The sequence below is a fragment of the Pseudomonas sp. KBS0707 genome (genome assembly GCF_005937945.2).
GTDB classification, from domain to species: Bacteria; Pseudomonadota; Gammaproteobacteria; order Pseudomonadales; family Pseudomonadaceae; genus Aquipseudomonas; species Aquipseudomonas amygdali.
Genome location: NZ_CP041754.1, coordinates 3,859,378 through 3,880,886, shown reverse-complemented (window position 1 = coordinate 3,880,886; position 21,509 = coordinate 3,859,378). Strand labels below are relative to the sequence as shown.

Below are 21,509 nucleotides of genomic sequence, written 5' to 3'. Positions count from 1 at the left end.
GCGTCACCGCCCGGACGCAGAGCTTGTTGTTGGTTTTAATCCTTTCTGATCAGCCCTTCAGCCAGGCGTCGCGCCAGGCTTGCAAGTGATCGGCCTCAAGCATCCAGTTATCAATGACAGCCTGTCTCAAGGCGTCGCCCTTGCGTGCGCACTCATCCAACTGATCAATGTGTCGCTCGATGGCACTGACCCAGGCATTCGTCTCGTTTTCCACCCGAGTGACGGGCAGGTCTTCAGGCACGCTGAGCACATCACTGCAAATGACTGGAAAACCGCAGGCACCGAACTCCAGCAGGGCCACCGGGCTTTTGCTCGTATTGATCAGGTTGGATTCTGCAGGCGCCAACACCAGATCCAGGTTCAGACTGGCCAGCGTCCCGGGGAACAAAGTGCCCTCCACGGGCGAACGCAGTTCATGAATATAAGGGCGTAGCCAGCGCGTGCAGGGTCCCATGATGACCCACTCCACACGGTCTGCCAGCGCCTTGATGACTTCTGACAGAATCAGCAGGTCGCCCGTTTCTGCCGCCGTGCCTACCCAACCTACACGAGGTCTGGGGCGAGTCTGGCGCTGGCTTTGCAGATTGCGCCATGGCTCAGGCGCAAGTCGGGTTTCAATCACCTGAACGTTGGGGTGTGAGCCCTCCAGCAGCTCCGCCAGCGCTGTTGTGGGGACGGTGATCAGATCTGCCCGCGCCAGCCCGTGGCGCAGGGAGGCCTGCACTGTTGCGAGTGGCACAGCGCTCTTGTCGATTTCAGCGTACGCCGGGTAGTGCGGCAGGTCGTAGGCCACCCAGGCATTGGTGTGGTCCTTGATCGCGTTGATGCTGGCAATCAGGCTTTCGTTTACTGGCCCCTGGATAACCACCGTATCCGGGCTGAGTCTGGCAATTTCCACGAATGGAAGCGGCGCATGGCTGATGATGCCGTCTGTCTCGCGCTCGGCGCCCAGGCTTTGCAGCGCGGTGCTGATGCGATTGCCGGCAGCCGCATGATTGCAGGGCAGAGCAAGGACCACCGGCAGTGGACGGTGGGTCAATGGCCGCCAGCTCAGTTGCGGGTTGCTCTGGGCAACGAAACTGTCAGTCAGCGTCAGATTCTTGTTGTACGCAGGGTCCCAGGCCATGTAGTGCAGCCAGCGGTGGTAGAGCGCGCGCGTCGCGAAGTCCAGTGCTTCAACGTCGCTCTGTGCGTCGTCCGGGCGCAGCGCGACGATGGCGTGCGGTGTCCAGACGACCAGATGCCCGGTGCTGCGCGCCTTCAGGCACAGGTCCACATCATTGAAGTGCAGGGGGAACAAGTGTTCGTCCAGGCCTTGCACCTCTTCATGCACGGACTTGCGAATCATCAGGCAGGAGCCGCTGACAGCGCTGTAGTTCTGATCTGTTTCCAGACGTTGCGCATCGCTCGCAGATCCTGCGATGTCGCTGGCAGTGACGGTGGCCGCGGTGCCATTGAGGCCCATGATGATGCCGGCCTGCACGACATTACCATCCGTCGAAATGAGTTTCGCGCCGACAACACCCACTTCAGGGCGCAGTGCGTGGTTGAGCAGGTGGTTGAGCCAGTCCTGCTGGATGATCAGGGCGTGGCTGTCGAGCATCACAAGATAGTCGCCCAGCGCGTGTTCGGCTGCAGAGTTGAGCAGCGCCGACGGGCTCAGTGCCTGTTCGTGGCGAACGATGCGAATCCGCTCCGACTGCATCGAGTCGATGGTCGCCAGCCATTGCGTGGTCTGTGCCGACTGGCTGTTGTTGTCGCAGATCAGAATTTCATAGTGCGGATACGTCGTGTTTTCCAGAATGCTCTCTACGCAGGGCAGCAGCGTTTCGAGCTGATCCTGCGAGGTGACGAGAATGGAGACCAGAGGCTGATCGGCATGGCCGTAATCGATCCGGTAAAGCCCCGATTCCAGCGCATGTACCTTACTGCCTGGGTAGCCACGCACGTGCAGATGCCGTTGCACGGTGCGCGCCTGATCGTAGTTCTCCTGCGCCTGCCATAAGGGCGAGATGATCATCGGCTCGCAAGAGTGCGCAAATTCGGTATAGCCCGAACCCTCAATCATGCGCAGGATCAGGTCGAGTTCAATGGCCTGCGCGTGGGCTGGGTCGAAGCCGCCCACTTCCAGAGCTTTTTCACGATTGAACAGCCAATTGCGGCTGGTTGCCGCCGGGCAGGTCAGCAGGTAATCCAGGCTGAAGTCCGGGCGAAAGGCCAGATGAGCACCTGCCTGCGCATGCAGGGTCACTTCGTCGCCGAACACTGCACAGGCTTCGGGTGTTTCGATCATTTTCATGACAGCGCACAGCAGGCCGCTCGAGGTGAACGTCGTGCCGGCGTCAACCAGGATCCACCACGCTTGGTCGTTTTCCTGCATCAACGCGTTAATGACCGTCGCGCGGTTTTCCATGCTGGCATTCCGCCAGGGCAGTTGCGCTTGCAGCGGCGTCTGCTGTTCCCGGTCGTAGTCGGCAAGGACAAACACCTTGAGCTTGTCGAGCAGCGGCGCATCGGACGCCAGGCTTTGCAGCGTGCTCAGCACGCTCTCGGGCTGCTGATTGAAGTCCGACACGACAATCGCAACCGCAGGGCCGCCGTTGTGTTGTTGCAGGTACTCTTCAAGCAACACATGCTGGGCTGGCGTAGGTCGACGCTGAGCCAGCCAGCCGGCGACACGGGTATTCCGAACAGTGGCTTCGGGCCTTCTGTCGAAGTAGGCCAGCAGGTCCATTTCCTGAATATTGTCGCGTTGTGACAGCGGAGCAACCTTGACCTTGCCATTGAACTCGTCAGGCCTTACCCAGCCCAGCTCTGTGGGAATGCGCCTGAAGTTGGCGTGACCTTCGCGAGGCAGGGTCGGGTCTTTTCTGAATGCCTCGCTGCTCTGCTGATCCGACACCCGGAAATAGGAAAGGGGACGGGCGAGCATCGCCAGGTTGCCATGACGCAAGAGCTTTACGTACATGGCCAAATCACCCAGCCCCCAGATCAGCACCTGTTGCAGAGACATGATGTCCTGCCCGAATACCAGCAGGTCTTCGCGACGACACATGACTGCACTGGGCTCGCCGACGAAGTTGATCGGGTGACTGGCCAGAAAGGACACCAGCTCAGGACCGTTCAGAACGACGTTTTTGCCGAATGGGTAGGCCGTGTAGAGGTTGTCTGCCAGCAGAGCGCCGTTGGCGTCGATCCTCTTTCTGGTCGCTGACACGACTTTGATGTCCGGGCTGTCGTGCATGACATCGAACATCAGGCGCACGCAGTCCGGGAGAAGGATGTCATCGTCGTAGAGAAACTTGATGTACTCACCCTGCGCACGCGCTATGGCGTGTGCGATGTTGTGAGGTTCGCCCAGCGGCGTTGCATTTTTGAAATAGTGAATGGGCCAGCGGCTGTTCGGGCTGAGCTTTTCGACAATAGCCTTGATGCCATCGTCACGGCAGTCGTCGGTGATGATGATCTCGATGTCGTCGTGGTTCTGGCGCAGCGCGCTGGCAAGCGCTGCTTCGAAGAAAGCCGGTTTGTAAGCGGGGATGACAATACTGACCAGGCGTGAAGAACTCATCGCAATACCACTTTTGAAAAAGTTTTAAAAACCAACCGGGCAACGCAGTCGGCGTCCATGATCTGCAGTTGTCGTCAGCTTTTTTGGCCTATATACAAAACCGACTGCTCCGTAATGCCGTGCTGCTTGAAGACGCCTTCACCAAATGCCTGCGAGCCGAGGGCCTTCACGTCGAAACCGGCCTGCGTCAAACGGGACTGGAAGTCTTGTCTGGCGTACATCCGCACATGATCGTCCTGGCCGAAGCGCGCCCAGCGCTCATCGACGCTGGCCTCGTACGGGTCTTCTTCGGTTTCGGTGGCGGTCAGCAGAATCGGCACCATCAGGATGGCAGAGCCGCCTTTGGCCAGTACCCGAAACAGCTCGGACATGGCCTTGCGGTCATCAGGTACGTGCTCAAGTACGTGCGAGCACACGATGAAATCGAAGGACTCGTCGGCATACATGTGCATGTCCATGATGTCGACCACGTCATCAGCCAGCGGCGAGAACAGGTCGGCCGAGCGATATCGGGCGTTGGGCAGGCTGCGCAGAAACTTCGAGAGCACCACTGCCGGTGCGATATCGAGAATGCGCAGCGGTTTGCCCGGCGGGTTGTCGAGCATGTTCATGGCAAACAACGCGTAAAGCCGGTCACGGTCCGACGCCATGCATTCGGGGCAGCTGTATTGCCCGACGTTAAGGGTCTCGAAGTCTTCGATGCAGTAGTGGACGTTCAGGCGGTGGAGGATTTCCAGATGGCTTCTACCCAGCGGATAGAAATTCGGAAAACGACAGGAGCAGACCGGGCACGTTCGCATTAGCAGTTCTCTTTACTGGCTGTGACGATCACATCAATGATGCTGTCGAAGGCTTCATCCGTCAGGCTGTCGTAGATCGGCAGGCACAGGATCTGACTGGACAGACCGGTCGCGACACGCAGGCGATCAGGTTTTGCCGAGTCAAGGCCCCGGTACATCGGGAATGTGGAAATGAGCGGGTAAAAGTAACGGCGCGCCAGGATATTGTGGTCGCGGAACCGCTGATAAAGGTCATCGCGAGAAATCGCGAAGTCTTCGGTGACCAGCACCGGGAAGTACGAGTAATTGTGTTTTTCGGTGCTTTTCCAGAGAATTTTCAGCCCCGGTACCGTTGCCAGCGCATCGCGATAGCGTTCATCGATACGTTGCCGTTTCAAGAGCGCTTCATCGATGTACTTCAACTGAAGCAGACCGAACGCAGCGTTGATTTCACTCATCTTGCCGTTGATTCCCGGCGCGACCACGGTCACTTCGTCAGCAAAGCCGAAGTTCTTCAGGTAATCGATACGTTGCTTGGTCTTGGCATCCGGACTGATGATGGCCCCGCCTTCGAAGGTGTTGAACACCTTGGTGGCGTGAAAGCTCAGCACCGACAGATCCCCGTGATTCAACAGGCTTTGCCCGCGATGCTGGACACCGAACGCATGGGCGGCATCGTAGATGACCTTCAGGCCATAGCGATCGGCGATCTGCTGAATGCGGTCGACGTCACACGGGATGCCGTAGCAGTGTACGGGCATGATCGCCGTGGTAGCCGGGGTGATGGCTTCTTCGATGCGCTCCGGGTCCAGGTTGTAAGTACCCGGGTCGATGTCGACAAACACCGGCGTCAGGCTGTTCCAGAGCAGCGAATGGGCGGTTGCCACGAACGAGTAGGGCGTGGTGATGACTTCGCCCTTGATGCGCAGCGCCTGAATGGCGGTCATCAGTGCCAGCGTGCCATTGGAAAACAGCGAGAGATGCTGCACGCCCAGGTACTCGGCCAGCTCCTTTTCAAGCTGCTGGTGAAACGGACCGCCATTGGTGAGCTGGCGGCTTTCCCATATGTGTTCGAGGTAGGGAATGAACTCCTCCAGAGGCGGTAACAGAGGACGAGTTACTGGAATCGGTGCGCTCATGGAGGGTTCTCTGCTCGTGTTTTATCCGATTGCTGTTCGAAAGGGCATCTGCTTCAAGGGCTTCCGGCAAAGGCGTTGCCATTGACATAAAAATGACAGTCGAACTGTTGTGACCGGGGTACACAGCAAAAACCCGGCCAAGACCGCTTTCGTCGGATCAGGTCGAGGCCGGGTTGTAATCCTTCTCACTAAGTCGTTTCAGTGCTTGATATCCCGAACGCCCGCTGCGTATTTTGTACGGGTTGCCGCCAAGCGGCCTGGCCCATGACAAAGGATTGAACCATGACACGCAATGACCCCCATCCGCTGGCACAGCTGCTGATGGGCATTGATGAAGTGGAGTGTGTGACCCCGGACCTGAACGGCGTGCCTCGCGGCAAGGTGATGACCGCTGCCGGTTTTCTGGAGGGCAGGCGATTGCAGCTTGCGCGGGGTGTGTTGCTGCAATGCATCATGGGCGGGTACCCGCCGTCACGGTTTTACGGTAGCGATGATGGCGACCTCGCGCTGCTCAGCGATCCGCAGCAGGTCCATCGTCTGCCCTGGAGCGAGCAACCGCGCGCCCTGGCCGTCTGCGATGCCGAAGAGTTGAGCGGCGAGCGTTGCATGCTCTCGACGCGCAGCCAGCTAAAGGCCGTCATCGCCCGCTACGCCGCACGGGGGTTGGCACCGGTTGTGGCCACCGAACTGGAGTTCTTTGTCTTTGCGCCTAACCCCGAGCCGCTGTATCCGTTCGTGCCGCCGACAGGGCTGGACGGACGACGCGAGCAGGGGCATTCAGCGTTCAGTGTCAGCTCGAACAATGGCTTGCGGCCTTTTTTCGCCGAGGTATACGCCTGCATGGCGGCGTTGGGTCTGCCGCGTGACACGGTGATGCACGAGATGGGCGTCAGCCAGTTCGAGATCAACCTGCTGCATGGCGACCCGCTGCTGCTCGCCGACCAGACCTTTCTGTTCAAGCACCTGCTCAAGGAGGTCGCGCTCAAGCACGGGCTTATTGTGGTCTGCATGGCCAAGCCGCTCGCTCACACGGCGGGCAGTTCGATGCATCTTCATCAGAGCGTTGTAGCAACAGACTCCAGGGTAAACGTCTTCAGTGGTGCAGATGGCCAACCGACTGACACGTTTCGTCACTTTATCGCGGGTCAGCAGGCCTGCATGGCTGATTTCACAGCGCTGTTCGCGCCCAACGTGAATTCCTATCAGCGCCTGTGCCAACCCTATGCTTCGCCCAATAACGCCTGCTGGTCCTACGACAATCGCGCAGCCGGCCTGCGCATCCCGTCGAGTGCAGCGGCGGCTCGAAGGGTGGAGAACCGTTTGCCAGGCGCCGACGCCAATCCTTATCTGGCCATCGCCGCAAGCCTGGCGGCCGGGCTGCATGGCATCGAGCAAAAGCTGGAACCCACCCCGCCCATGCAAGGCGCGATTGAGGTGCCGGAAGAATTGTCATTGCCGTGTACCCTGCACGCCGCTCTGGAGCGTCTGAAAAGCAGTCAGTTGGCCAAGGAACTGTTTGGTCATGAATTCATCGAAGGCTACATCGCGTCGAAGACCCTAGAACTGACCAGTTTTTTTGACGAGATAACCCCCTGGGAACGGCGCGTTCTGGCTGCTCAGGTTTAAGAATCGCAGTGTTGGGCTCGCCCGGTCGGGCGACTCCCTATTTTTGGAAAGTTGATGCGCCAAATCTGGAAGTCCTTTCGAGCGCTTTATTTTGCCTCGTTGATGATGTTGATCGGTTCAGGTCTGCTGAGCACTTATCTGGCCCTGCGCCTGGCGGCCGATCAGGTCGACAGCCTGTGGGTCGGTGCGCTGATGGCCGCCAACTATTTCGGTCTGGTCCTGGGGGGCAAGATCGGTCACCGTCTGATCGGCCGTGTCGGTCATATTCGGGCCTATGCCACCTGCGCCGGTATCGTTGGTGCTGCGGTGCTAGGGCATGGCCTGATCAGCTGGTTGCCCGCCTGGCTGGTACTGCGGGTGATTGTCGGTCTGGGCATGATGTGCCAATACATGGTCATCGAGAGCTGGCTGAACGAGCAGGCCGCCGCGAAACAGCGCGGCATGGTGTTCAGCGGTTACATGATTGCGTCCTATCTGGGCCTGGTGCTGGGGCAACTGGTACTGGTGGTCCACCCGCAACTGGGGCCTGAGCTGCTGATGCTGGTGGCATTGTGCTTCGCGCTGTGTCTTGTGCCGGTCGCCATGACCCGGGCAATTCACCCCGCACCGTTGCACCCGGCACCGCTGGAGCCGCTCTTCTTCATGAAGCGTGTGCCGCAGTCGCTGACGGCGGTGTTGGGTGCCGGGCTAATCATCGGTTCGTTCTACGGTCTGGCACCGGTTTACGCCGCCGAACAGGGGCTGTCCACCGAGCAGGTCGGTCTGTTCATGGGCTGCTGCATTCTGGCCGGGTTCCTGGTGCAGTGGCCATTGGGTCTACTTTCCGACCGCTATGACCGATCCGTACTGATGCGCATCTTTGCCGCTGCACTGGTGGTGGCGTCATTGCCGCTGGCGGTGTTTCCGAGTGTACCGGTCGAAGTCCTGTTCGGCGTCGGCTTTCTCGCCTCGCTGATGCAGTTCTGCCTCTATCCACTGGCGGTGGCATTTGCCAATGACCACGTCGAGGCCGAACGCCGGGTGTCGCTGACGGCCATGTTACTGATGACCTATGGCATCGGCGCGAGTATCGGCCCGTTGGCTGCCGGCGTGGTCATGAAGCTGTTTGGCGGCCACATGCTGTATGCGTTCGTCTGTGGTGCCGGGGTGATTCTGGTGCTGCTGATCAGACCCAAGGCCGTTACCCATTTGCATCAGGTCGAAAACGCACCGCTGCATCACGTCGCCATGCCGGACAGCATGTCCAGTTCGCCGCTGGTGGTTGCACTGGACCCGCGCGTCGATGAGCAGGTGGTTCAGGAGCAGATGCAGACCACCGTCGAGCCGGAGTCCGAACCTGAGTCTGAAGTGGTGGCCGACGCCGACGCAGAAACCGAGGCACAGGCCGAGCCGGTCGCGGGCACGGAAACAGCCGAAGCTGAAGAGCACGAACGCGAGCGTGAAAGCGAGACCTGGAAGGCTTGAGTGTAGCGGGGGGCAGAGCAGGGGATTACGGTGTGATTGCGGCAGGTTGCCGCAATCACCAGCAAGCAGAAGCGGGGATCAGAAGTCGTCGTCTTTGTCGAAGCGGCGAGCTTCACGCTGCAACTGGTAGACGAAACGCTCAACCTGACGCTGCACAAGCCCACTCATGTTGTGGAAGCGCACGCCGGCAAAGGTGGTGTGAAATCTTTCTTCGAAGTGCAGATAACGCAGCTCTACGGGGGCTGTCATTGCTCCGAATGGCAACTTCGCAATAAAGCGTTCGTATACCTGGCCCAACTGCATGCGCTCGGACACATCGCCTTCAAAGCGCAGTTTGCAACCGGTTGCAGAGATGTCCAGCAGTTTGCCGGTCAGAGGGGATTTCAAACGGTCGCCGCCGATCTCGATGTCGACCAGCTGTGCCAGCTTCAGCGCTGCACGAAATGCGTTGCGCCGCTGGTGGTAAATCACTTCTTCAGGCAGCGGTCCGCGGTACAGGCGCTGCCCGTCGGTATCGACAATCTCCATCTGAGACGAGCTTTCCCAGGCGATACGCACGCCGTCGTGAAAACCTTCGACGCGGAAAGACTCGCCATTACTTAAAAAGCGTTCGCCATCACGGGGGATCATTTCGTCGAGCGCCATGACGTTGCTGTCACGGTCGACTTCAAGCAGGTAGCTCTGAAAGCGTTGGGCACGCTCATGGAAGGTAATGATCAGAGGATCATGACTCTCGAGTAGCAACCGCAGGTTAGCGGCAATTTCCAAAGGTGTGTTGAGGACCTTCGGGGGCTGCGGAGCATCGTCCGCGCTTGAGCCATTCACGTTCTTGAATCTCCAGGCAAAATACTACGGCAACGCAACAACAGGCATTCTGCCACTACGCACGAAACCTTGATACAGGAAGTTACGCCTGACTCAGAGGGCGTGGTTTTGCTCTAAGCGCAGTTGACCCGCGACTGTCATAGAGCGTGGGCGTCTCACCGCCGTTCAGTATGCGAAGTTGATGAGCGGTGCTGATCTGTTGCAGCTGGATCAGACTACCATTCTGCTCGTTCAGCGTCTGGCATTCATTGATCAACGCATTCAGTTCGTCACCGGCCATCAGCAATTGCTCGCCGACATCCGACTGGCTGGCCAGTTGCTGGAGACCACTGCGATTGGCTGGCAGCCCCATGCCCGCAAGCACCTGGCTACGTTTGCGCCCATGTTGATCGAGAAGAATGACCAGCGCCTGTTTCTGCGCCAGCACCTGCTCCATCTCGCCCATGTCGCGGCCGTGAAGAATCAGGGATTCGGCCTGCAGCAGCTCTAGAAGCTGTCGGGCCGAAACCATGTCGTCAGTGATCATCTGCAACAAAGTAGTGTCTTGCATCGCATGCTCTGGTTTTTAAGCGTCCAGAATATCCAGCGCCAGCCTTGGCTTAGCGTTGGGTTTCGAAATTCAACAGCTTGCTGGCGACACGGTTGCTGTCCACTGTGTAACTACCGTCGGCGATGGCCTGCTTGAGCTCGGCAACGCGAGCACTATTGACGGTTGGCAGATCGGTCAGCTTGTCCGTGATTTTCTGCAACTGTTGAGCCTCACTGCTCAAAGAAAAAGTTTCCCCGGTGCTTTTGATACCTGCGGTGGCTGCAGGAGCTGTCGCATCGGTTTTGACGGTGTCTTTACTGGCACTGGTACGTGTTGTACCGGCAACAGACTGTGAATTGTTAAGGCGACTGAAATCTATGACCATGATTGAAAAAACCTCTGGGTGTTTGGACGCTTGCCTTGTTTTCGGCCAACCCCTATCAAACTTTAGGCCGATTGTGAGAAAGCTTCCCAATAGACGCTTTTCACCGTCGGATATTCCCCGCAGTCTAAAAAAAACACACCCTCTGCGCCAGCATCAATGCATTACATGGCCACTTCCACCTGCCCTGGGCCGGTGACATTCGCTTTGATCACCCGCTGGGAATTAAGGTTTTTCACCCGTATCTGTTCGTTGAAACCGCCGTCGGACATCGCTTCGCCGGGCATGCGCACCGCCAGCGAACCGCTGCGGGCGATGATGACCACCTGGTCGCCCTTGTGAATCATTTGTGGCTGTTCCAGCGCCACCGGGGTAACGACCTGGTCGATGACCATTTGTCGGACAACCGTCTGACCGACTGCCTGATCAAGGGAGGCCAGGAATCCCTGGCCCAGGCTGCTCACGTCGCGCTCACGCAGCGCAACGTCTTGCTCAGTAACGATGGCGTCGCGTTTTAACGGGCGTATTACGGTTACGACGTTGCGATATAGCAGCACCTGGGCTGGCACAAACACTGTCCAGGGCGAAGAACCTTCGCAGCGTACCCGCACCGTAACCCGGCCGACCGGGCGCGGGCTTTCCAGTGTGGCTGTCAAATCCTTGTCACAGGCACCCATCCGTAAACGCGGGTCGAGCTGCTTGACCTGTATGTCATGACGCCCGTCAATCTGGTTGGTTGCCAAATAGTCTTCTACTGTGAACTCAAGAAACCCTTGGGTGACGCCGATAAGCTGTTCAGGCAGTGTGAAATTCTCTGCGCGAGCAAGGCTCACCGTGCCACAAAGGCACAGCAGAGCGATTGCGCACAGAAGCCTGCGGGTTTCTAATGCGAGGTGTCGAGAAATTGTCGTCTTTGCGTTCATGAGGTAATAAATAGCAAAGCCCGTGCCGCTTGTTGATCTGGTGTCTGGGCGGCGGTCATTTTGGTAAGGGGGTTCGGCATGGCAGGTGTAATGGATTCGGTAAACCAGCGAACTCAGCTGGTGGGTCAGAATCGCCTGGAGCTGCTCTTGTTCCGTCTCGACGGCAAGCAGCTCTACGGGATCAACGTCTTCAAGGTAAAAGAAGTACTGCAATGCCCGAAACTCACCATCATGCCCAAATCGAGCAAGATCGTCCGGGGTGTGGCCAATATTCGTGGCGGTACGATCCCGATCATGGATCTGGCGATGGCGACGGGTTCCACGGGCATGATTTCGTTGGTCAATTCCTTCGTCATCATTACTGAGTACAACACCAAGGTTCAGGGGTTTCTGGTGCATTCTGTAGAACGCATCGTCAACATGAACTGGGAAGAGATTCATCCACCACCCAAGGGGACCGGGCGCGATCATTACCTGACCGCCGTCACCCGGGTTGATAACCAACTGGTGGAAATCATCGACGTCGAGAAAATTCTCGCCGAAGTCGCGCCAGTGTCCGAAGAAATCTCGGTCGGTGTCATTGACGCCGAGGTTCAGCACAAGGCTGTCTCCATGCGCGTGCTGACGGTCGATGACTCGTCGGTGGCCCGCAAGCAAGTGAGCCGCTGCCTGGAAACCGTCGGGGTGGAGGTGGTCGCGCTCAACGATGGTCGTCAGGCGCTGGACTACCTGCTCAAGATGGTCGCAGAAGGCAAAAAGCCTGAAGAAGAGTTCCTGATGATGATCTCCGACATTGAAATGCCGGAGATGGATGGCTATACCCTTACCGCAGCAATACGTAATGATCCACGCATGCAGAAGATGCACATCACCTTGCATACCTCGTTGTCAGGGGTATTCAACCAGGCGATGGTCAAGAAAGTCGGTGCGGATGACTTTCTCGCGAAATTCCGGCCTGATGATCTGGCGGCCAGGGTCGTTGCGCGGATCAATGCAGCAGAATAACCAGCCGGGGGCGTCGTCCCCGGTGATTCACATGATTTGAGAGGCGGCACCTTGTCTACGGGTAATTTGGATTTTGATCAGTTCCGGGTATTTCTGGAAAAAGCCTGTGGCATCTTGCTTGGGGAAAACAAGCAGTATCTGGTGTCCAGCCGCCTCAACAAACTGATGGAGCAGCAAAGCATCAAGTCGCTTGGCGAGTTGGTTCAGCGCATCCAGACCCAGCCGCGCAGTGGGTTGCGCGAACAGGTTGTCGATGCGATGACCACCAACGAAACCCTGTGGTTTCGCGATACCTATCCGTTCGAAGTGCTGAAGAACAAAGTGCTGCCCGAGCAGATCAAGGCCAGCCCTGGTCAGCGACTGCGCATCTGGTCGGCGGCCTGTTCATCGGGCCAGGAACCGTACTCACTGTCGATGTCAATCGATGAGTTCGAGCGCGCCAATCAGGGCCAGCTCAAATCGGGCGTGCAGATTGTTGCCACCGATTTGTCTGGTGCAATGCTCAACAACTGCAAGACTGGCGAGTACGACAGCCTGGCTATCGGCCGCGGCTTGTCGCCGGATCGTCTGCAGCGTTTCTTTGATGTAAAAAGTCCGGGTCGCTGGGTCGTCAAGACGCCGATCAAGAGCCGTGTGGAGTTCCGCTCGTTCAACCTGCTCGACAGCTACGCTGCGCTGGGCAAGTTCGACATCGTGTTCTGCCGCAACGTACTCATCTACTTCTCCGCCGAAGTGAAGAAAGACATCCTGCTGCGCATCCACGGCACGCTCAAACCAGGTGGCTACCTGTTTCTGGGTGCCTCCGAAGCGCTTAATGGTCTGCCGGATCATTACCAGATGGTTCAGTGCAGCCCGGGGATTATCTACAAAGCCAAGTGACGGTCTGTCAGTTGCTTGCCATGAAAAAAGAGACCTTCGGGTCTCTTTTTTCATGGGCAGACAAAAGCAGTTTTTTCGTCTGCCTATCGGTTTCATGTTTACGTTCAGATATCACTCACCAGTTTGGCAAAAGCGTTGGCGGCGGCGCTCTGGTAGCCGTTTTTACGCCGCAGCAGCGCAACCGTCCGCCCAGGCAGGGCGGGGATCGTCTGAACTTCGCGCAACCCGGGCTGCTCGCGAACGATGGCATCGGGAAGAATGGTTGCCATACGCCCCTGGGCAACAACCTTGAGCAAAATGGCGATCGAGTTCGCCTCCAGGTTGACCGCAGGCTTGAAATTCTGCGTCTGGCACCAGGCATCCAGCAGCTGTCGAGTGGCGAATCCGGGGGCGAGCAAGGCAAAGCGAAGCGTTTGCAGGTCCTCAAGTGTCAGCGCGGTCTGCTTATCGGGGGCAGGTTTGGCCATGACCAGGCACAGTTGTTCATCGAACAGAGGCTGGCTGTCTATCTCGACAGCATGACTTCCGGCAAAACCAATGGCCAGATCGAGCGCGTCATTGATCAATGCCTCGGTAATCTGCTCCAGAGGCAGCTCTGTGAGGATGATTGTTACGCCGGGGTACAGCGCGCTGAAGCGGTCGATCAACGGCGCTATCAGGTATTCACTGAAGGTTGGCGTGACGCCGAGGCGCAATTGTCCGCGTGACAGATCACTGACATCGTTGAGCGCACGCTTCCCGGCCTCCAGCTCAAGCAGGCAGCGACGCGCGTGGTCCAGATACACGCGGCCAGCATCGGTCGGCACGACGCTGCGGCGGGTGCGGTCGAACAGTTGTACACCCAGGCTGCTTTCCAGTTGCCTGATCTGTTGCGATAACGCCGGTTGCGAGACATGCAGGGCCTCGGCCGCCCGGGTGAAATTGCCGTGGTCGGCGACCGCCAGCAAATAACGTATATGGCGTAACAGCACGGCATCACCATAAGGCAGGATTATGGCGATGATCATAAATCAGTCTTGGATCTTATGGTGATAGTTGCTGATCCTGTGATTGATGTGCATTCATTCCGGAGGGTTACCTATGCCGCACAGCAACATTTCCAGAGCGCCGCGCCAGAATCTGACTGAACGTGTGCTGCAGGCCAAGACCGCAAAGAACCTGACGTGGGCAGGGCTTGCAGAGGGTACGGGGTTGAGCGTGGTGTATGTCACGGCTGCATTGCTCGGTCAGCACCCATTGCCGGAAGCGGTGGCCGAGGTGGTCGCCGAGCGTCTCGGGCTGGACAGGGATGCGGTCGCCGAACTGCAAACCATCCCGTTGCGCGGCAATGTCGAAGACGTTTCCAGTGACCCGACTATCTATCGCTTCCACGAAATGGTTCAGGTTTACGGCACTACGCTGAAGGCATTGGTGCATGAGCAGTTCGGCGACGGCATCATCAGCGCAATCAACTTCAAGCTCGACATCAAGAAAGTCGAAGATCCGGAAGGGGGTGAGCGAGCCGTGATAACCCTTGATGGAAAATTTCTGCCCTACAAACCGTTCTGAGGACGCTGAGATGAGTGATAAAGGAAGACCGCCATTTCCACCCTTTACCCTGGAGACGGCTGTCCAGAAAGTCCGTGGCGCCGAGGATGGCTGGAACTCTCGCGATGCAGCGAAAGTTGCGCTGGCCTACACCGAAGACACGTATTGGCGTAACCGCAGCGAGTTCATCAATGGTCGTGCAGAAGCTCAAGCCTTTCTGGAGCGCAAGTGGCGCAAGGAACTGGACTATCGGCTGATCAAGGAGCTCTGGGCATTTACCGATAACCGCATTGCCGTGCGCTATGCCTATGAATGGCATGACGACTCTGGCAACTGGTTCCGTTCGTATGGCAACGAAAACTGGGAGTTCGCTGCAAACGGCCTCATGCAGCGGCGCTTTGCCTGCATCAACGATTTGCCGATCGCCGAGTCCGAGCGCAAATACCATTGGCCACTGGGGCGCCGACCTGATGACCACCCTGGGTTGAGTGAGCTTGGCCTCTGATTCAGTCGTCAAAGAGACCTTCGGGTCTCTTTTTTATTGAGTGTCCGAATGAGCCATTAATGAAGTGCCGCCATTGTCAGGCGGCAAGCCGATATTGGCAAAAAAACGGCACCCCTCTTGCCGCTTTCTTCTCCCACAGCGGAAATGCCTTGCCGCTTTTCTGGCATCGCTGCCTCGCCGCTGGCTGCGGCCCCCGCAATCATTGGCTTTTGCAACATGGCACGCTGATTGCTTTGTCAGTAACAACAGAATCAGGTCAACCGGCAAAGGTTTCCCGAAATGAGCATCAGCTTCGATAAAGCGCTAGGCATACATGAAAAGGCTCTGAACTTCCGGGCTCAGCGTGCAGAGGTGTTGGCCAACAACATCTCCAACGCCGATACCCCGAACTTCAAGGCTCGCGATCTGGACTTCTCGTCGGTGCTGGCTGCCCAAAACGACAAGGTGCAGAACGGTCATTTCGCGCTGAACAAGACCAACAGCCGCCATATCGAAGCCGAAGGCATGGGCAATGATGACGGGACGCTGATGTATCGCACCCCGTCCCAGCCTTCGCTGGACCAGAACACCGTCGATTCCCAGGTCGAGCAGGCCAGCTACACCGAGAACGCCATGGGCTTTCAAGCCAGCTTCACATTGCTCAACAGCAAGTTCAAAGGGCTGGTTGCAGCCCTTCGCGGAGAATAATTCATGTCACTAGCCAATGTGTTCAACATTGCCGGTAGCGCCATGAGTGCCCAGACCACGCGTCTGAACACTACGGCCAGTAACATCGCCAACGCCGAGACCGTGTCTTCGAGCATGGACCAGACCTACCGCGCTCGTCACCCGGTGTTTGCCACCGTGATGCAGGGTCAGCAGTCCACAGGCGGTTCGCTGTTCCAGGATCAGGGCGAAGCCGGGCAGGGCGTTCAGGTCAACGGCATCATCGAAGACAGCTCGAACCTGGAAGCACGTTACGAGCCCAATCATCCTTCCGCTGACAAGGACGGGTATGTCTACTACCCCAACGTCAATGTCGTGGAAGAAATGGCCGACATGATTTCTGCCAGCCGGTCTTTCCAGACCAACGCCGAAATCATGAACACCGCTAAATCCATGATGCAGAAGGTTCTGACCCTCGGTCAGTGATAGAAGGCGAACGTTATGGCCGATAACACCACAGCAAGCAGCGTCTCATCGACGTTCTTGAACACACTGCAGAATCCGACGCCCACCGCGACGAATTCCACCGGTACGCTAGGCAAGGACGCGTTCCTGCAGCTGCTCGTGACGCAGATGAAAAACCAGAACCCGCTGGACCCACAGGACAACACTCAGTTCGTGGCCCAACTGGCGCAGTTCAGCAGCCTTGAAAGCATGCAGAACCTGACGTCGACGGTTGACACGATTGCAACCAGTTACAAGTCGTCTCAGGCGTTGCAGGCATCGTCGCTGGTAGGTCGCTCGGTGATCATCGATTCGAGCTCCACCACCGTGGATACCACCAAGGGTATGACCGGTTCGATCGTTATTCCGAGCGCCACTACGGCGACAAGTATCAAGGTTTACGATTCGCAATCGAACCTGGTCGACACCGTCGAGCTGGGCGCGCAGAAAGTCGGTACCACCAGCTTTTCCTGGGACGGTACGGACAGCGACGGTACAGCGCTTGCGTCGGGCAACTACACCTTCAAGGCTGAAGGCTCGGTTGACGGCAAGAACACACAGCTTTCGACTTACCTGCCTGCCACGGTCAACAGCGTTACGTTGGGTGTGAATGGTGCAGAAACAATGCTCAATCTGGCCAGCGGCAGTGTTGCCCTGTCCAAAGTTCAAACCATCGGATTGTAGAGCCTACCAGGCGCAGGAGTGAAACATGTCTTTCAATATCGGCCTTAGTGGGCTCTATGCTGCAAACAAAAGTCTCGACGTTACCGGCAACAACATTGCCAACGTTGCGACCACTGGCTTCAAATCGTCGCGCGCGGAGTTTGCCGATCAATACGCTCAATCGATTCGCGGCACTTCCGGCCAGACCAATGTGGGCAGCGGCGTAACAACCGCAGCGGTTTCCCAGCAGTTCTCGCAGGGCAACCTGACTACCGGTACTGCCAACAGCCTCGACCTTGCCATCAACGGCAACGGTTTCTTCATGCTCAGCAATAACGGCGAGAAGCTGTACACCCGTGCCGGTGCATTCCACACCGACAAGGAAGGCTACGTCGTCAACAGCGGCGGTATGAAGTTGCAGGGTTACAACGTTGATGCCAACGGCAGTGTGGTAACCGGTGCATTGAGCGACCTGCGGGTGGATTCGTCCAACCTTCAGCCCAAGGCAACCACCGCCATTACCAACGTTGCCAACCTGAATTCGACCACTGCCTTGCCGTCGCTCACTACGTTCGACGCGACTGACACCAAGTCGTACAACATGAAGTACAGCACGCCGACCTATGACACTCAGGGTAACGCGCATACGCTGGATCAGTATTTCGTCAAGACCGGCACCAACACCTGGTCCATGTACTCGCTGATGGACGGTCGCAGCATTTCCGACCCGACCACTACTACGGCCGACAAGAACGACCTGACATTCGACTCCTCGGGTAATCTGGTCGTCGCAGCGCCGGGCACCGTACCGACCGACAGTGCGAACATCAAGTTCAACACTGATGGCACCTTTACTGTCGCCAACTGGGTACCAGGTGTGCAATCCGGCACCGGCACGACCACCAGCTGGGGCGCGAACGGTGCTACGGGTGCCTCCATCAAACTGAACATGGCCGGTATTACCCAGACCGCGTCGGTGTCGGGCCTGATTACTCAGGATCAGGACGGTTACGCCACTGGCCAGCTCAGTGCGATGAGCGTTGATGCAACCGGCAACCTGTTCGCGACCTACACCAACGGCAAATCCCAAGTGATCGGGCAGACCTCGCTGACCAACTTTGCCAACGTGCAAGGCCTGGCGCAGGCAGGTGGCACCAACTGGCGTGAAACCTTCGCTTCGGGCGTACCGGTCAGCGGCACGCCGCAATCGGGCACCCTCGGCTACATCACTGGTCAGGCGCTGGAAGAGTCCAACGTCGATCTGACCATGGAGCTGGTCAACCTGATCAAGGCGCAGAGCAACTACCAGGCGAACGCCAAGACTATCTCCACTCAAAGCACCATCATGCAAACCACTATTCAGATGACTTGATAGTGTAGAGCGTTAAATAAAGCCCCTTTTCGAAGGGGCTTTTTTTTGGTTGTTTTTTACAAAGTGATGCACGCTCGAGTTTAATTAAACTTGCAGAAAGTTCAGTCAATGTACTTGGAAATCTCCTACGCGCGATGATGTGAGAATCAAAACTCCTCTATGAGTTGCCCTTTGGGGTAAAGGAGTTTTCATGTCGTTCAATACTGCGATTAGCGGCATTCATGCCGCGAACAAAAGGCTGGAGGTGGCCGGTAACAATATTGCCAACTCCGGCACTATCGGGTTCAAGTCGTCGCGTGCGCAGTTCTCGGCGCTGTATTCAGCCAGCCAGTTGGGCAGTGGTCGCAATGCTGTAGGTGATGGCGTACGTCTTGCTTCAATGCAGCAAAACTTCAATCAGGGCGAAAGCATGACCACGTCGGGTAATCCGCTCGACATGCGTATTCAGGGCAACGGCTTTTTTGTGGTGAGTGACGGTGGGTCTCTTGCCTATACCCGTGCCGGAGCGTTCCTCAAGGACGCGGCGAACTTCGTTGTCGACAGCGAGGGTGGACGATTGCAAGGCTATGCGGCAAACGAGCAGGGCGAGATAAAGCGGGGATTGCGTACCGACTTGCAGATTGACACGTCGAATGTGTCTGCCAGAGCCACCACGCGGGTTGCCGAGAACATCAACCTGGACGCCTCGCTGCCTTCGCTCGCGCGTTTGCCGGTCTTCGATCCGGCCGATCCTGCGACCTACACGCGGGCCGTTGGCCGTACCATTCAGGACGCGGGGTCTGGAGCGGGGGCTACTGCTGTGCCCGCGTCGGATCATGAGCTCAAGCAGTATTTCGTCAAAACCGGCGACAGTCAGTGGTCCATGTATGTGCTGATCGATGGGCGCAATCCGGTGGATCCGAACAGCGTGGCGCCTTTGCATGTCACCCTTGAGCAAAGACCGAACGGATCGCTTTCATACAGCGGCAATAGCCAGCACCTTCGTAAGGTCTCGGACACCGAATTTGCCCTGCAAGGCTGGCGGCCGGCTGAAGAGGTCGGTGGTGCCTGGGTCAGTAACGGCGCTGCCAATGGCGGCACAGTGTCGCTGCCGTTGAATAATGGATCGATCAGCATGCTTGACCCTGGTGATGCGTTGATGGATCGCCCGGTTCCGGCGTTCGATCCATCGGACCTGAAGACGTACAGCGATATGTTTGCCAATGCGATTTTCGACAGCCAGGGCAATCAGCACGAGCTGAAGCAGTATTTCGTGAAGGACGGCACCAACAGCTGGCGCATTCATGCGCTGATTGATGGCCGCAACCCGCAGATGCCTGATTCCACCGACCCGCTGACGGCAAACATCGTGTTTGATTCTGGCGGCTGGGTACAGTCATTGACCGGCGGCCCTGGTTTTGCGAGTACCCATAGCAACGGTCTGCAACTGACCGGCTGGACACCGGCCATGCCTGCCGAGCGGGTCACAGGGCCAGAAAAATGGGTGCCCAACGGTGCGGCTGGCAGTGCGAAGGGCATTACGATCGACTTCACCAACCTGCTGCAGCACAACGCCGCCAGTTCGCGTTCTTCCACGCATGTTGATGGCCATGCGGCGGGGCAGTTGAGCAGCTTGAGCGTGGGGCGCGATGGCATCCTGCGTGCCGGGTTTACCAATGGCATGAACAAGAATATCGGTCAGGTGATACTCGCCAGCTTCGCCAATCCGCAGGGGTTGCAGGCGCGCAGTGATACGCGCTGGACCGAATCCGCCGACTCTGGCGTTGCCGATTACGATGTGTCGGGCGTCGGCACGCTGGGCAGCCTCATTGGCGACGGGCTGGAGGGGTCCAATGTCGTCCTGGCTGATGAGCTGATTGCTCTCATCCAGGCGCAGACGGCTTATCAGGCCAACTCCAAAGCCATATCGACAGAGGCGACCGTGATGCAGACGCTGATTCAGTCGACCTGATCAGATTGAGCAGTCGGATTTGATGAAGTGACCTTTCAGCCGTGTCCAGCCAGGCCCGGGGCTGGTCTGGGCGCAGACAATCCGGCTGTCGCCCTGCCATTTGTAATAGTGGGCGGGGGCGGCCTGGGCGAGGAGGGCGAGGGTCATCAGGCTCGCGCTGGCGATGCCGGCAATGCATGCACGAAAAAGCATGAGGGTTCCCGTTCAGGGCTGTGGTGTCGGCAAGATTATCACTGTCGATCCGCTTGTCAGCCCATACCAATGAAGTTTTTTTGGCGGTGCTCGCTGCTTGATGATCGGCAGGCGGCAGTCCTCCGCCGCTATTGGGTGGCGCTTTGCCCGAAGGGCATCATCGAATGCCGGTTTTTGCTGGTTAATCAGGCATTTGTATCGAGCCCGACAAGTTGGTTCAAAAATTGCTTTAACCCTTTCAGAACAGCTACAGGCGGCAAGCGTCTGTCGGAGGAGGAAGACTGTGGACAAGTTGCTTTACGTCGCAATGAGCGGTGCATCCGAAAACGCGATCGCGCAGAAGGCTCACGCCAACAACCTGGCAAACGTATCAACCAACGGTTTCATGCGTGACCTTGAACAGGCCCGCTCGATGCCGGTGTTTGGCGAGGTCATGCCGTCGCGTGCCTATGCGATGAGCGAACGTCCGGGGACCGACTTTTCCGCCGGTGCCATGGTCGAGACTGGCCGTGAACTGGACATCGCCGTCAAAGGTGATGGCTGGATTGCAGTGCAGACCCCCGATGGTGGCGAAGCCTACACTCGAAGCTCCGGCATGAACATCGATGCTCTGGGTGTGTTGCGCGACGGCAGCGGTTTGCCGGTAATGGGCAATGGCGGTCCGATTGCCGTGCCGCCTCAGCAGCAGATCGAGATCGGTGCCGACGGCACAATCAGCATTCGCTCACTGGGCGAAAGCCCACAGGTGATGGCGCAGGTCGACCGTATCAAGCTGGTCAAGCCTGACCTCAAGACCATGGAAAAAGGCCCCGATGGCCTGATCCACACCAAGACCGGTCGGCCTGCCGACGCAGATGCCACCGTTCAGGTCGAGTCCGGCTTTTTGCAGGCGAGTAACGTCAATGCGGTCGAGGAAATGACCTCGGTACTGGCCTTGTCCCGTCAATTCGAATTGCACGTCAAGATGATGAAGACCGCCGAAGAAGACGATCAGTCGATGGCTCGCGTCTTGCAACTTGGCTAATCAA

The 21,509-nt window shown here is 57.7% G+C and carries 21 protein-coding genes; 12 read left to right on the top strand and 9 right to left on the bottom strand.

Translation table 11 applies throughout. From position 1 onward, the window contains the following. Nucleotides 1-49: 49 nt before the first annotated feature. From FFH21_RS18205 to vioA, 3 genes are all read right to left on the bottom strand, one after another. Entirely contained in the window at nucleotides 50-3,571 is a 3,522-nt protein-coding gene (locus FFH21_RS18205; RefSeq protein ID WP_011169103.1) for a glycosyltransferase, read from the bottom strand. A 74-nt stretch (nucleotides 3,572-3,645) separates the two neighbouring features. Beyond that, nucleotides 3,646-4,371, bottom strand: coding sequence for a class I SAM-dependent methyltransferase (locus FFH21_RS18200; RefSeq protein ID WP_004664420.1), 726 nt, complete (start codon nucleotides 4,369-4,371; stop codon nucleotides 3,646-3,648). Beyond that, nucleotides 4,371-5,489: a dTDP-4-amino-4,6-dideoxy-D-glucose aminotransferase VioA gene (vioA, locus tag FFH21_RS18195; RefSeq protein ID WP_002554329.1), complete on the bottom strand. Its 1,119-nt coding sequence runs from the start codon at nucleotides 5,487-5,489 to the stop codon at nucleotides 4,371-4,373. The genes FFH21_RS18200 and vioA overlap by 1 nt, the downstream gene beginning before the upstream one ends. Nucleotides 5,490-5,873: 384 nt before the next feature. Between vioA and FFH21_RS18190 the strand changes: the two genes are divergently transcribed. Then, a complete protein-coding gene (locus FFH21_RS18190; protein WP_162885676.1) occupies nucleotides 5,874-7,115 on the top strand; it encodes a glutamine synthetase family protein in 1,242 nt (413 codons plus the stop codon). A 54-nt stretch (nucleotides 7,116-7,169) separates the two neighbouring features. Next, complete coding sequence (locus tag FFH21_RS18185; RefSeq protein WP_004664422.1) at nucleotides 7,170-8,579, top strand: MFS transporter; 1,410 nt, start codon at nucleotides 7,170-7,172, stop codon at nucleotides 8,577-8,579. A gap of 78 nt (nucleotides 8,580-8,657) precedes the next feature. Here FFH21_RS18185 and FFH21_RS18180 read toward each other — a convergent pair whose 3' ends face one another. The 4 genes from FFH21_RS18180 to flgA form a co-directional block, all read right to left on the bottom strand. Then, the gene (locus FFH21_RS18180; RefSeq protein WP_004658708.1) at nucleotides 8,658-9,404 is read right to left on the bottom strand and encodes a flagellar brake protein; all 747 of its coding nucleotides are present in this window, start codon (nucleotides 9,402-9,404) and stop codon (nucleotides 8,658-8,660) included. An 82-nt stretch (nucleotides 9,405-9,486) separates the two neighbouring features. Then, complete coding sequence (locus tag FFH21_RS18175) at nucleotides 9,487-9,954, bottom strand: flagella synthesis protein FlgN (protein ID WP_002554325.1); 468 nt, start codon at nucleotides 9,952-9,954, stop codon at nucleotides 9,487-9,489. A 49-nt stretch (nucleotides 9,955-10,003) separates the two neighbouring features. Further along, entirely contained in the window at nucleotides 10,004-10,318 is a 315-nt protein-coding gene (gene flgM, locus FFH21_RS18170; RefSeq protein WP_004664423.1) for a flagellar biosynthesis anti-sigma factor FlgM, read from the bottom strand. 161 nt (nucleotides 10,319-10,479) lie between these two features. Then, nucleotides 10,480-11,238, bottom strand: coding sequence for a flagellar basal body P-ring formation chaperone FlgA (gene flgA, locus FFH21_RS18165; RefSeq protein ID WP_011169101.1), 759 nt, complete (start codon nucleotides 11,236-11,238; stop codon nucleotides 10,480-10,482). 78 nt (nucleotides 11,239-11,316) lie between these two features. On the opposite strand from flgA, the gene FFH21_RS18160 reads away from it, so the two are divergent. Together FFH21_RS18160 and cheR are read left to right on the top strand one after the other, a co-directional pair. Next, nucleotides 11,317-12,243, top strand: a complete 927-nt coding sequence (locus FFH21_RS18160) for a chemotaxis protein CheV (RefSeq protein ID WP_004658711.1) — start codon at nucleotides 11,317-11,319, stop codon at nucleotides 12,241-12,243. Between the two features lie 51 nt (nucleotides 12,244-12,294). After that, on the top strand, nucleotides 12,295-13,122 hold the full coding sequence (gene cheR, locus FFH21_RS18155) for a protein-glutamate O-methyltransferase CheR (RefSeq protein ID WP_004658712.1): 828 nt from the start codon (nucleotides 12,295-12,297) through the stop codon (nucleotides 13,120-13,122). A 104-nt stretch (nucleotides 13,123-13,226) separates the two neighbouring features. On the opposite strand, the gene cynR is transcribed toward cheR, so the two are convergent. Continuing rightward, entirely contained in the window at nucleotides 13,227-14,129 is a 903-nt protein-coding gene (gene cynR, locus FFH21_RS18150; protein WP_004658713.1) for a transcriptional regulator CynR, read from the bottom strand. 73 nt (nucleotides 14,130-14,202) lie between these two features. Between cynR and cynS the strand changes: the two genes are divergently transcribed. From cynS to FFH21_RS18115, 7 genes are all read left to right on the top strand, one after another. Beyond that, entirely contained in the window at nucleotides 14,203-14,670 is a 468-nt protein-coding gene (cynS, locus tag FFH21_RS18145; protein WP_004658714.1) for a cyanase, read from the top strand. A gap of 10 nt (nucleotides 14,671-14,680) precedes the next feature. Next, a complete protein-coding gene (locus tag FFH21_RS18140) occupies nucleotides 14,681-15,154 on the top strand; it encodes a nuclear transport factor 2 family protein (protein ID WP_003370064.1) in 474 nt (157 codons plus the stop codon). Nucleotides 15,155-15,433: 279 nt separating this feature from the next. Further along, complete coding sequence (gene flgB, locus FFH21_RS18135) at nucleotides 15,434-15,841, top strand: flagellar basal body rod protein FlgB (protein WP_011169099.1); 408 nt, start codon at nucleotides 15,434-15,436, stop codon at nucleotides 15,839-15,841. A gap of 3 nt (nucleotides 15,842-15,844) precedes the next feature. Then, nucleotides 15,845-16,285 carry a flagellar basal body rod protein FlgC gene (flgC, locus tag FFH21_RS18130; RefSeq protein ID WP_002554316.1) on the top strand — a complete coding sequence of 147 codons (441 nt, stop codon included), beginning with the start codon at nucleotides 15,845-15,847 and terminating at the stop codon, nucleotides 16,283-16,285. A 15-nt stretch (nucleotides 16,286-16,300) separates the two neighbouring features. Continuing rightward, nucleotides 16,301-16,987, top strand: coding sequence for a flagellar hook assembly protein FlgD (flgD, locus tag FFH21_RS18125; RefSeq protein WP_002554315.1), 687 nt, complete (start codon nucleotides 16,301-16,303; stop codon nucleotides 16,985-16,987). A gap of 25 nt (nucleotides 16,988-17,012) precedes the next feature. Next, nucleotides 17,013-18,338: a flagellar hook protein FlgE gene (flgE, locus tag FFH21_RS18120; RefSeq protein ID WP_004664434.1), complete on the top strand. Its 1,326-nt coding sequence runs from the start codon at nucleotides 17,013-17,015 to the stop codon at nucleotides 18,336-18,338. 190 nt (nucleotides 18,339-18,528) lie between these two features. Further along, nucleotides 18,529-20,289, top strand: a complete 1,761-nt coding sequence (locus tag FFH21_RS18115) for a flagellar hook-basal body complex protein (protein ID WP_011169098.1) — start codon at nucleotides 18,529-18,531, stop codon at nucleotides 20,287-20,289. Here FFH21_RS18115 and FFH21_RS18110 read toward each other — a convergent pair whose 3' ends face one another. Beyond that, nucleotides 20,290-20,481 (bottom strand): hypothetical protein, encoded by a 192-nt coding sequence (locus FFH21_RS18110; RefSeq protein WP_005754776.1) that lies wholly within the window; start codon nucleotides 20,479-20,481, stop codon nucleotides 20,290-20,292. 283 nt (nucleotides 20,482-20,764) lie between these two features. Here FFH21_RS18110 and FFH21_RS18105 point away from each other — a divergent pair, with 283 nt between their 5' ends. Further along, on the top strand, nucleotides 20,765-21,505 hold the full coding sequence (locus tag FFH21_RS18105) for a flagellar basal body rod protein FlgF (RefSeq protein WP_004658719.1): 741 nt from the start codon (nucleotides 20,765-20,767) through the stop codon (nucleotides 21,503-21,505). Nucleotides 21,506-21,509: the final 4 nt, after the last annotated feature.

What these genes read in the sequence shown, in the direction of transcription:
- FFH21_RS18205 (WP_011169103.1), bottom strand. Translation starts at nt 3,571, where the DNA reads ATGAGTTCTTCACGCCTGGTCAGTATTGTCATCCCCGCTTACAAACCG.
- FFH21_RS18200 (WP_004664420.1), bottom strand. Translation starts at nt 4,371, where the DNA reads ATGCGAACGTGCCCGGTCTGCTCCTGTCGTTTTCCGAATTTCTATCCG.
- vioA (WP_002554329.1), bottom strand. Translation starts at nt 5,489, where the DNA reads ATGAGCGCACCGATTCCAGTAACTCGTCCTCTGTTACCGCCTCTGGAG.
- FFH21_RS18190 (WP_162885676.1), top strand. Translation starts at nt 5,874, where the DNA reads ATGACCGCTGCCGGTTTTCTGGAGGGCAGGCGATTGCAGCTTGCGCGG.
- FFH21_RS18185 (WP_004664422.1), top strand. Translation starts at nt 7,170, where the DNA reads ATGCGCCAAATCTGGAAGTCCTTTCGAGCGCTTTATTTTGCCTCGTTG.
- FFH21_RS18175 (WP_002554325.1), bottom strand. Translation starts at nt 9,954, where the DNA reads ATGCAAGACACTACTTTGTTGCAGATGATCACTGACGACATGGTTTCG.
- flgM (WP_004664423.1), bottom strand. Translation starts at nt 10,318, where the DNA reads ATGGTCATAGATTTCAGTCGCCTTAACAATTCACAGTCTGTTGCCGGT.
- flgA (WP_011169101.1), bottom strand. Translation starts at nt 11,238, where the DNA reads ATGAACGCAAAGACGACAATTTCTCGACACCTCGCATTAGAAACCCGC.
- FFH21_RS18160 (WP_004658711.1), top strand. Translation starts at nt 11,317, where the DNA reads ATGGCAGGTGTAATGGATTCGGTAAACCAGCGAACTCAGCTGGTGGGT.
- cynR (WP_004658713.1), bottom strand. Translation starts at nt 14,129, where the DNA reads ATGATCATCGCCATAATCCTGCCTTATGGTGATGCCGTGCTGTTACGC.
- cynS (WP_004658714.1), top strand. Translation starts at nt 14,203, where the DNA reads ATGCCGCACAGCAACATTTCCAGAGCGCCGCGCCAGAATCTGACTGAA.
- FFH21_RS18140 (WP_003370064.1), top strand. Translation starts at nt 14,681, where the DNA reads ATGAGTGATAAAGGAAGACCGCCATTTCCACCCTTTACCCTGGAGACG.
- flgB (WP_011169099.1), top strand. Translation starts at nt 15,434, where the DNA reads ATGAGCATCAGCTTCGATAAAGCGCTAGGCATACATGAAAAGGCTCTG.
- flgC (WP_002554316.1), top strand. Translation starts at nt 15,845, where the DNA reads ATGTCACTAGCCAATGTGTTCAACATTGCCGGTAGCGCCATGAGTGCC.
- flgD (WP_002554315.1), top strand. Translation starts at nt 16,301, where the DNA reads ATGGCCGATAACACCACAGCAAGCAGCGTCTCATCGACGTTCTTGAAC.
- flgE (WP_004664434.1), top strand. Translation starts at nt 17,013, where the DNA reads ATGTCTTTCAATATCGGCCTTAGTGGGCTCTATGCTGCAAACAAAAGT.
- FFH21_RS18115 (WP_011169098.1), top strand. Translation starts at nt 18,529, where the DNA reads ATGTCGTTCAATACTGCGATTAGCGGCATTCATGCCGCGAACAAAAGG.
- FFH21_RS18110 (WP_005754776.1), bottom strand. Translation starts at nt 20,481, where the DNA reads ATGCTTTTTCGTGCATGCATTGCCGGCATCGCCAGCGCGAGCCTGATG.